Annotated in this window: 8 protein-coding genes and 2 pseudogenes; 6 read left to right on the top strand and 4 right to left on the bottom strand. The window is 69.3% G+C overall.

Annotated features, from left to right (window positions below):
- The first annotated feature begins 283 nt into the window (after nt 1-283).
- Nucleotides 284-5,218 (top strand): LamG-like jellyroll fold domain-containing protein, encoded by a 4,935-nt coding sequence (locus OG552_RS19250; RefSeq protein ID WP_329134556.1) that lies wholly within the window; start codon nt 284-286, stop codon nt 5,216-5,218.
- A 269-nt stretch (nt 5,219-5,487) separates the two neighbouring features.
- Nucleotides 5,488-5,709 (top strand): annotated as a pseudogene (locus OG552_RS19245) (VapC toxin family PIN domain ribonuclease); the annotation flags it as partial.
- 198 nt (nt 5,710-5,907) lie between these two features.
- Here OG552_RS19245 and OG552_RS19240 read toward each other — a convergent pair.
- Nucleotides 5,908-6,153 (bottom strand): hypothetical protein, encoded by a 246-nt coding sequence (locus OG552_RS19240; RefSeq protein ID WP_329134553.1) that lies wholly within the window; start codon nt 6,151-6,153, stop codon nt 5,908-5,910.
- A 1-nt stretch (nt 6,154) separates the two neighbouring features.
- On the opposite strand from OG552_RS19240, the gene OG552_RS19235 reads away from it, so the two are divergent.
- Nucleotides 6,155-6,598, top strand: a complete 444-nt coding sequence (locus OG552_RS19235) for a GNAT family N-acetyltransferase (RefSeq protein WP_329134552.1) — start codon at nt 6,155-6,157, stop codon at nt 6,596-6,598.
- Between the two features lie 228 nt (nt 6,599-6,826).
- On the opposite strand, the gene OG552_RS19230 is transcribed toward OG552_RS19235, so the two are convergent.
- Complete coding sequence (locus OG552_RS19230; RefSeq protein ID WP_329134551.1) at nt 6,827-7,567, bottom strand: 2'-5' RNA ligase family protein; 741 nt, start codon at nt 7,565-7,567, stop codon at nt 6,827-6,829.
- A gap of 163 nt (nt 7,568-7,730) precedes the next feature.
- A complete protein-coding gene (locus OG552_RS19225) occupies nt 7,731-7,931 on the bottom strand; it encodes a hypothetical protein (RefSeq protein ID WP_329134548.1) in 201 nt (66 codons plus the stop codon).
- Nucleotides 7,932-8,017: 86 nt separating this feature from the next.
- Between OG552_RS19225 and OG552_RS19220 the strand changes: the two genes are divergently transcribed.
- The 3 genes and pseudogenes from OG552_RS19220 to OG552_RS19210 all read left to right on the top strand — a co-directional run.
- Nucleotides 8,018-8,641, top strand: coding sequence for a 3'-5' exonuclease (locus OG552_RS19220; RefSeq protein WP_329134546.1), 624 nt, complete (start codon nt 8,018-8,020; stop codon nt 8,639-8,641).
- Nucleotides 8,642-8,865: 224 nt separating this feature from the next.
- Nucleotides 8,866-9,135: a type II toxin-antitoxin system Phd/YefM family antitoxin gene (locus OG552_RS19215; protein ID WP_329134543.1), complete on the top strand. Its 270-nt coding sequence runs from the start codon at nt 8,866-8,868 to the stop codon at nt 9,133-9,135.
- 13 nt (nt 9,136-9,148) lie between these two features.
- Nucleotides 9,149-9,403, top strand: a pseudogene (locus OG552_RS19210) (VapC toxin family PIN domain ribonuclease); the annotation flags it as partial.
- Nucleotides 9,404-9,774: 371 nt separating this feature from the next.
- On the opposite strand, the gene OG552_RS19205 reads toward OG552_RS19210, so the two are convergent.
- Nucleotides 9,775-10,173, bottom strand: a complete 399-nt coding sequence (locus OG552_RS19205) for a hypothetical protein (RefSeq protein WP_329134541.1) — start codon at nt 10,171-10,173, stop codon at nt 9,775-9,777.
- Nucleotides 10,174-10,202: the final 29 nt, after the last annotated feature.

Below are 10,202 nucleotides of genomic sequence, written 5' to 3'. Positions count from 1 at the left end.
CACCTGATGGCGATCGCTCGATCGCTCAATCGGAAGGGAAGCTACCAACGGCAAAGTCCCAGCTAACGCGGGTGGGGAAGTGCAGACGAACTCTTTACCTCCATTACTTCCCCACATTTCCATTACATTCGGGCGGAATCGAACGTTCCGCTGAACATCCCCTCTGGCCTGGGCACTTGGCCTCTCCTAGCGTCGGGTTCCGACCGGACCGTCCGGCTTGTGGACAGGAGATCTCGTGATGCGTACGCACCACACACCAGCCCGGACGGACACCGCCGGGCGGATGACGCGACCCAGAACGGCCGTTGTGGCCGCGCTCGCCCTGCTGACCTCCGCGGCGATAGCCGTACCGGCCTTCGCCGTACCGCAGCAGCCGCCCGACGGCACCCTGGCCAACTACAGCTCCGGTCAGTCCGCGCCAGTCACCGCTGACACGCCGGCCGACCCCAGCGTCCCGCGGCTGCCGGACGGTTACGGTCCCAGCGGCGCGCAGCAGCAGGCCATGTCGGCCGCCGCGGCGAAGACCGCCACGACCGGCACGCCCACGGTCGTCGACGCACTCACCACACCGGAACAGCAGGTGACCGCGGTTCCCGGTGGCGGGTTCCAGCTCTCCGCCAACCCCGAGCCGGTACGCACCGAGCAGAAGGGCGCCTGGGTCCCGGTCGACACGGCCTTGAGCCAGTCCGGAGACGGCAGTTGGTCCCCCAAGGCCACCGCCTACGGCTCGGTCTCCTTCTCCGGGGGCGGCAACACCGCGTTGGTGACCAGCCGTTACGACGGGGTCACCGTCACCCTGGACTGGCCGCAGGCGCTGCCGGAGCCCCGGATCGACGGATCCACCGCGACGTACCCCTCCGTACTGCCCTCCGTCGACCTGGTGGTGGCCGCCACGGACAGCGGCGGCTTCAGCGACACCCTTGTCGTCAAGTCCGCGTCGGCAGCGGAGAATCCGGCCCTAGCCAAGCTGCGGCTGGCCACGAAGGTGACCGGGGGGACCCTGCACGAGGCGGACAACGGACTGGCGGTCACCGACCGCGCGGGCCGTGAACTCCTCACCGCCGCAACCCCGTTGATGTGGGACTCCAACAAGAAGCTGACCACGACGAGTTCAGCCGCCAAGAGCGCCGCGGGTACCGGCTCGGGCTCAGTCGCCGCCGACCCCTCGGACGCCGGCCACCCGGGACTCGCCGCCCACGTCGCCGGCGTAGGCACCCGTACGTCCGCGTCGGTCCTTTCCCTCGCGCCGGACAAGCGCCTGCTCACCGCCGCCTCCACGGTCTTCCCGGTCTTCATCGACCCGACGTTCAACTGGCACTCGACCACCGGGGGAACGCCCGCCTTCGACGAGGTCAAGCAGGGCTGCCCCAACGTGTCCTTCTACGGCGACACGTCGGGCCTGGCGGACAGCGGCAACCTGGGCGTCGGCTACAACGGCTGGCAGGACGGCGACTGCCACACCGGCGACGAACACGCCATCTACCAGTGGAAGCTCCCGACCGTCCTCTACGGCGCGCACATCAACACCGCGACGGTGAAGGCGTCCGAGATCTACACCGCCGCCTGCTCCGGCACCTACCCGGTGAACCTGCACTGGTCGGGCGGCATCGGCTCGGGTACCGACTGGAGCAACCGGCCCAAATTCAACAGCTACTCCACCTCCTTGGACTTCGGCCGCTCCTACAACCCCCAGCTCTGCCCCTCCAGCCCGGTGGTGTCGAAGGGCTTCAACGTCCTCACGCCGCTGAAGGCCGACGCCTCGGCGCACTCCTCCAGCTTCACCGCCACGCTCAGCGAGGACAGCATGGAGTCCTCCCACAACGACATCGGCTTCTCCCGCTTCTCGCACAACCCCACGCTGGACATCGACTACAACACCAAGCCGTCGGTGCCCTCCGCCGCGACCATGGCGGCCGTCTCCGGCTCCGACGACGCGGCCTGCGACACCACCGCGCCCTACCCGTACATGGGCAAGACGCTGGCCAGCACCCCGCCGATCCTCCAGGCCAAGGTCTCCGACAAGGACGGTGACAAGCTCCGCGCCACCTTCCAGTACTGGGTCGACGGCACGACGACCAGGGCGACGGGCCTGAGCAACGACAACCTCAGCAACAACACCTACGCCAAGTACCAGTTGCCCGCGAGCTTCATCAGCTCGCTCACCAACGGCAAGACCGTCGACTGGCAGGCCGAAGTCACCGACGGCGAGGACTCCACCACCTTCGCCCAGTCCCCCACCTGCCACTTCACCGCCGAACCGACCGCTCCGGACGCGCCCACGGTCACCTCGCAAGGCAATCTGTATCCCAATACCGACCAGGACGGCGTCGCAGGCGCCCCGGCCGGCACGCTCGGACACTTCAGCATCGCGACCTCGGGCGGCACCAGCGCCACCAAGTTCGTCTGGTCGGTGGACATCCCGCCGGCCACCAGCAACCCCCCGGCCGCCCAGACGGTGACCGCCAGCGCGAACGCGGCGACGATCCCCGTCACCCCCTACTCGCCCGGCCCGCACACCTTGTGGGTCTACGCGGTGGACGCCGCCGGTGACGACTCGGGCACCACCGGATACCCGTTCCTGGCCACGGGTGACGCCGCCACCACCTGCGCCAGCCTGGCGGCATGTGCCGACAACACCGGCATCAGCTCCGACACCAACACCGCACAGGCCGACATGGACGGCAGCGGCGACAGCCTGTCGGCAACCGACCTGGCGAACGCCGGCTGGACCAGCGGCGGCAAAGTCACCGTCGACGGCGCCACCTTCACCCTGCCCGCCTTCGGGTCAGGACAGAAGGACAACGTGCTCGCCGCCAACCAGACGGTGACCTACGGCGGTTCGGGCAACGCGCTGGAGATCCTCGCGACCGCCAGCTACGCATCCCTCGCCACCCCGGGCGCCATCGCCGACGACGAGACCGCTCCATACGTGCCGGAGGGCAAGACCGTTGCCGGCTCCTACTGCTTCACCGGCACCGACCCCCAAGGGCCCTGCGCCGCGGCGGGGTCGGTGAACTACACCGACGGCACCTCGCGGGTCTACTACCTGACCGTCCCCAACTGGTGGGACGTGGGCGGCTCGCTGGCCGCTGTCTCCCTGCCGCACCGCAACGACTCCACCGGCACCCACGCCAGCCCGCACGGCCTGTTCGCCTTCTCCGTCCCCACCGACCCGACCAGGACGATCGCCTCGGTCACCCTGCCGGACGTGGGCAACCACGTCGGCTACGACACCGAGTCGCTGCACATCTTCGGCATGGCCACGCGCAACACCACCGCGGGCACCCCGGAGTCGAACGGCACCACCGCCGCCGCCCCGAGCGGCCAGTCCTGGACCGGCGCGTGGGCCAACCCCAACGAGGGCCAGTACAACTTCCAGGGCGCGAACTTCTCCAACCAGACGTTCCGCATCGCCCTCAAGCCGTCGCTGTCCGGCGGCACCGTACGGGTCAAGCTCGACAACGCGCTCGGCACCAGCAAGCTCTCCATCGGCCACGCCACCATCGCCGTCGACTCGGGATCGGGCGCACCCTCGCCGATACCGGCATCGGCGCCGGCCTCGCTGAAGTTCGGCGGCGCGCAGACCGTCGCCATCCCGGAGGGCGGCTCGGTCTTCAGCGATCCGCTGCCCTTCACCGTCACCGCCGACCAGTACCTGCTGGTTTCCTACCAGTTGTCGAACTCGGTGCCCTACCTCGTCCAGCACTCGTTCGCCAACACCGCGTACGAGTACCTGACCGCGGCCGGCGCGGGAGACAAGACCACCGACACCACCGGCACCCCGTTCGCGCAGCAGTGGAACGGCTGGTACACCGACCTGGTCACCAACCTCGACGTGGCCTCGGCCGGCACCCCGACCCAGGCCGTACTCGGCGACGGCCTCATCGACGCCTTCCAGCCCAACACCCACCCCGTCACCAGCGGCAGCCGCGTCTCGGACGCGCTGGCCGAGACCGAGCCCACCTCGCCGCACCCGTACGGGACCATCGCCGAGGGCATCGAGTCCAACGACCTGATGACCGACAACCCGCAGACGTACAACGGAAACGCCGTCGGCGGCCCCGCGGTCCTGTCCCGGATCGACCGGGACCTGCTCGACCAGCCCGGCATCAGCAACGTCATCATCACCGAGGGGCTCGAAGACCTCCTGCAGGGCAACACCGGCGACGAACTCGAATCCAACGGCTACACCGCCCTCGTCCAGCAGCTCCAGGGCTGGGGGATCGCCACCACACTCACCTCGCTCACGCCCTGCGACGGATACGCCGGGGACGGCGCCACACCCAACGACCCCTGCACCGCCACCGTCGACACCAACCGCACCTCCGTCAACGACTGGCTGAGCAGCATGCCGCTGGGAACGCCCTGGGACACCGTGCCCGCGCCCGTGTACTACGCGGACTTCGACACCGCACTCGCCGTTCCGGACACGGCCAACAGCGAGGAGAAGATCTCGGCCGCCGCGGACACCGGTGACCACGTGAACCTCACCAACGCCGGCTACGCCGCCGAGACCACGTCCATCCTCTCCCCGCACGACACCTGGAACTTCGACGACGGCGACGGCTTCCCGGTGGCCAACGACACCGCGCCCAACGACACGCCCTCCACCGTCACCGATCCGACCGTCGGCCAGAACCCGCTCACCCTGAGCGGCACCACCACCTGGACCGCCGACCCGACCCGGGGCGAGACGCTCGCCTTCGACGGAACCACCGGGGAGGCCACCAGCGGCGGGCCCGTACTGGACACCACCGGCAGCTACTCGGTGTCCGCCTGGGTCAAGCTCAGCTCACTGCCCACCACCAACGCCACGATCGCCGGCCAGGACGGCACCGAGAACAGCCCCTTCTACCTCCAGTACAACTACACAGCCACCGGCGCCCCCGGCTGGGCGTTCAGCCTCGCCAAGGCCGACACCCCGAGCCCCGGCTTCTGGACAGCCGCCGCCCCCGGCGCCACCACCGGCTGGACCCACCTCGTCGGCACCTACAACGCCACCACCCACACCGCCCGCCTCTTCGTCAACGGCACCCTCGCCTCCACCGTCACCGGCGCCACCTCCTGGAACGCCACCGGCCCCTTCACCGCCGGCGACGCCCAGTACAACGGCACCGACACCAGCAACCACCTCCCGGGCGACGTCAGCGACCTCCAGACCTGGGACTACACCCTCAACGCGGACCAGGTGACCGCCCTCCACGACCAGATCCCGTAGAGCCCGAGCCCCTCTTCGCCCGGACGCCGGAGCCCCGCAGCAGGCTGCTGCGGGGCTCCGGCGCGAACGGGACCGCCCTTGCCGACCCGGCAGACCAAGGGGCAAGCCAAGGATTGATGAACGGTGGGAGATCTCGGCCAGCTCGAACGGCAACATGGAAATGGACTCGGCTACGGGTCACGGTCCCAAGGACCGGTCACCATGGCGCCGCTGCGCTCCAGGTGCTCGCTATCGTTCGGGCAGCGCGGGTCCCGGGAGCCGTATGTGGCCCAGGGCGGGCCGAACTGGCCCGCACCTACGGCAGAGTCTGCGCAGCCGTGATCGGCACCGGACGCGAACCCCGCCGCCCCGTCGCCGACCTCAGTGTCGCCGCCATCGCCATCGCCGAAGAGCTGCCCCTCTTCACCACCAACCCCGACGACTACATGGGCCTCGACGGCCTCCCCACCGTCGTCCCCGTCACCCGGCCCACCATCCTCCACGACCGGTAAGGCCCGGCAGCCGCACCACCTCCGCGCCACGCACGGCGGTACGGCGCGGTCAACCACAGCCACCAACCGCACGGCTCCAGAAAGCACTTCAGGACCGTACGCGCCGCTGACCTGCATCAACGCCGAGAAGACCCCTGTGATTCCCAAGCTCAGAGCGCGGGTTCGATTCCGTCATCCGCTCCCTGGAAAAGGCCCAGGTCAATGGCCCGGGCCTTTTTCGTTCGCCCAGGCGATGTGCGCGGCCATCTCCGGCAACCCGGCATCAGCCGCTGACCAGGCCATGTCCACGGTGGTCGAAATCCCGGAAGAACACCGCAGCGCCTTGATCATCCACCGCGCGCGCGACGTCGCCGATAAGGTGCCATAGGCCCGAAGAGTGCTGGAGATGAAGGCACTGCGCGAGATCCTCGCGCTGCCGTCGGCGTGAGAGAGGACGGCGGACATCGTGCAGGTCAGCCCGGCAACGGAGGCCGACACCAACGAACTGTCCGTCCTCCTTGCCGAGATCGAGCAGTACTACGGCGGCGACCCCGTTCCCGGCGACCCCGACCAGATCCGCCGCGCCCTTTTCTCCCCCCACCCGGCCGCCACCGTCCTCCTGGCCCGCGACGGTGACGAGATTCTCGGTCTCGCCTCGTACTCCTTCCTCTGGCCGGCCGCCGGCGCCGACACCTCCCTCTACCTGAAGGAGCTCTACGTCCGCGAGTCCGCCCGCCGCGGAGGCGTCGCCCGCGCCCTCATGACCGAACTGCTCAAGGCTGCCGCCGATGCCGGGTGCTCCCGCATCGAGTGGACCGCCGACACCGACAACCCGGCGGCCCTCGCCTTCTACGAAGCCCTCGGCGCGGAGCCCAGGAAGGGCAAGGTTTTCTACCGGTCTGCCCTGTAGGGGTTCGCTTGGCGCCTCGCTCGGCGAAAACGTTGGCTGGAAGCGAGCTTCTCGGGCACTCGCGGGGCCGCGCCTGCCTCGCCTCACCGGCAAACCCGCACCCGACGACCCCATCTGGACCTCCTGAAGGAGCGCTTTTCGGTGCTGGCCACCGTCCACCCGCCCCTGCCGCATTTAGGTCCCAGCCGCTTTGTCCCGCCCTCGGACCGAAGACGCTGGTCCTGACTGTCACGGCCCCGTGCCGCGACGGCCGGTGAGGTCCGACATCGTCAGCGGAAAGCTCTGCAGGACGTCCCACCGGTACTCGGCGCCGCACCTGCGCAGCTCTACCAGCTGGACATCGGCGGCAGTCAGCTCGACAGGCGGCAGGGAACGCAACGACGTCACGGTCTCGATGACCGGAGCGGCATCCCGCCTGCGGTTGTTGTACGCAAGGCTGAGGTGCGGACGGAAGCGGGCGGTCGGCTTCTTCACGGGCAAACCGACGGCAGCGCTCGCCGCAACCAGGGCCGCATGCAGGCAGACCAACGGTTCCCACGGGGTGAGCGTCAGCCGAACCGCTCCCCGCGACCCCGCCAGCGGAACGGCACGCAGGGCGAAGGCCCCGGGCAGCGCGGCCCCCGTCGCCCCAATCAGCCGACGCAACTGCTCGACGCCGACGGAGCGGGGGGAACCAACGCGCAGCAGCGTCGTGTGAAGCCACTCCACAGGCACCGGATCGAAGCCCAGCGAAGACAACGCCCCTTGGCAGCGAAGCGCGAATTCATCGAGCGCGCGAACACCGCGGAAGACGAGCAGCCAGTAGAACGCACTGGCACCGTCCGACCAGCCCGGGCGCGACCAGTGGTCGATCATCTCCTCCAGCACGTCGAAAGCAGCCCAGTCGTGAGCCGCGATGACGCCGGCATTGTCCAGATCGCCGGGAGGCTCCACCGGGAACGAAGCGGGATCGGGCGCGAGCAGAGACACCCCGGCACTCTCCTTCGGTGTCCAACACGGTCACATACTGCCTCTTAGCGAACCACGAGGACCCGGGTAGCGGGGTTGCTCTGGTCCTGACTGAGGTCCGACTGCAGCCCCGCTGGATTTACGAGTCGCTTGTCCGAGCCGCCACGGACACCGCCGCGACGGCCTACCCGCGCCCCAAAGTCATGTCGGCGCAGGCCGAACAGCGGAGCCTGGACCACTTCCACACCCCCGAGCGTGCCGACCCGACGCGCGCGCCCTCGGCGGGACCAGCCCGGTCGAGATCGACGAACGCGCCATCATCGTCGAGGGCCTGGACGAACCGCAGCGCCACTTCCTCCGGCACGGCTACGGCTTCCAGTGCCACGACCGGAGCAAGCCCCGCCTCTACCGCCGGCACGGCCGCGCCCCCATCGGATGGCCGGCACAAGCGGAGAACGGAACCGCCACACCATGAACTCGACGACCGCCATGGACTTCGGCACCTGGCCCGACCTGTTCGCCGTCGATGTCGAGGGCAACGGCGCCGGGCCGCCGGATCTGGTGGAGGTCGCGGCGCTTCCCATCTGCGACGGCCGACCGGACACGGCCAACGCCGGGGCGTGGCTGATCCGGCCACCGCGGCCCGTCACCCCGCGCGCCGCCCGGGTACACGGCCTGACCAACGACCGGCTCGCCGCCGAGCACCCGTGGGCGCATGTCTCCGGAGCGGTCCGCGGGCTGCTCGGCACGGCGTGGATCTGCGCGCACAACGCCCACACCGACTACCGTGTCCTTTCCGCACACCTGCCTGGCTGGCAGCCCGCGGGCGTCCTGGACACCCTGCGACTGGCGAGGGCCACCCACCCCGGCCTGCCCGGCTACAGCCTCGACGCCCTCATCGCCCACCTGGACCCCGACCTGAGCGGAGCCCCCGCGTCGGGCCGCCACCGCGCCACCTATGACGCCTACGCCGCCGCCCAACTCCTCATCTCCATGGCGCGCCGCTACACGACCTGGGACCAACTCATCGCGGTCGCGGTACCACCTGGCCTACCAGGAGCACCCCGACCAGAAGAGGACCCGACACTGTGGTGACCCCCGCCCGTACACGGCTTGCCCGTGGCCCGAACCGGCCGCCTCGGCGGTCAGCCTGTTGGTTCCCGAGGCGGTGGTTACTACCCACTTCGACCAGTAACCAGTGGGAGCAGGGCTCGTCCCGGGCCGGTACGGGGAGCAGATGTTGTTCCGCCAGGGGGTCGGTGGGCAGATCCCCGCAGGCGCGGCGGAGCACGCAGTGCTACCAGGTACTGCCGTGGAGGATGTCAGCGCAGCCTGAGATCACCCGGCGCGATCTGCGCAACCGTTCCAGAGAGATCATGGACGCCGTCCAGGGCGGGCAGTCCTTCACCGTCACGCGCGACGGGCATCAGATCGGGGAGTTGATCCCGCTGCGGCGCCGGCGGCGGTTCGTCCCGCGCGCAGAGTTCGCCGCCATGTCCCGCACCGCCGCGGACATCTCCCTTGAAGCATTCCGGGCCGACCAGGACGCCACCGCCGAACAGGAGGCGGACGACCCCTATGCCCGCTGAGTACGCCCAGGGCCTGCAACGCGCCGAGAACGAGTTCGACCCCATCCCCTTCGGCACCGAAGCCGCCCGCACCTACGGCAGGGTCTGCGCCGCCGTGATCGGCGCCGGACGCGAACCCCGGCGCCGCGTCGCCGACCTCATGATCGCCGCCATCGCCATCGCCGAAGGACTTCCCCTCTTCACCACCAACCCCGACGCCTACAAGGGCCTCGACGGCCTCCTCACCGTCGTCCCCGTCACCCGGCCCACTGTCCTGCACGACCGGTAAAGCGTGCCCATCGCACCGCTCGCCCACCACACACAGCGGTACGGCTCGTCGACCACCGGCACTAACGACACCGGCTCAGCAAGCACTTCGGTATCGAACGTGCCGCTGAACAGCACGGGCCCCGGCACCCGCTCCATTGTTGAGCCCCGGGTCAACGCCCCGGGGCTTTGTTGTCCAGACCCAATCAGTTGCGGTGAGGAAATCGAGACGCAATATCGCCTCGCGCCCGCAGTCGTCAGCAGTTCGCGGAGGAATTATCGAATAGCCAGACGCATTTTTGATGAGCCGCGCCCCATGTGACCCGCTCTGCCCTCATTGATCCTGCTGCGCCGGTCCAGGGGCTTGTCCCTGTGCTGAGCACTTCGGCAGGGCTACGGCCAGGTAAGGGTGTAGCCGGTCTCGCGGTCGAAGGTCGTCGTGATGGTCGGAGGGGGAAAGCCGAATTCGCGGGCACTCCATTGTGCGACGGCCGCCGCTGCCGCCTCCGGCTGATAATCGGTCGGCATGTAGTCGAGGGTGCTGACCTCGATGACGACGAACCGGCCCTGACGTGCGGCCTCGATCTGCGGCGCCACCTGCCGGATGCCGAACTCCAGTTGCGTGACGTCCTCTTCGGTGGCCGCTGGGTCGAGGACACGCAACCACACGTGATCGGTGACCCGTCGTGCTCCGTCGGGCGGGCTCGGGAGAGTTTCCACCGCGGCGGAGAGTTCGACGTACAACGCCCAGGGGCCGAGGATCTTGCGGTAGACGAAGGGGTTTGGACTCAACGGAACTCCTGGCTGATCACATGTGCGGG

The organism is Streptomyces sp. NBC_01476 (assembly GCF_036227265.1).
GTDB lineage: Bacteria > Actinomycetota > Actinomycetes > Streptomycetales > Streptomycetaceae > Actinacidiphila.
The sequence above is the reverse complement of the archived record's forward strand: the minus strand, read 5'-3'. Positions and strand labels throughout refer to the sequence as shown.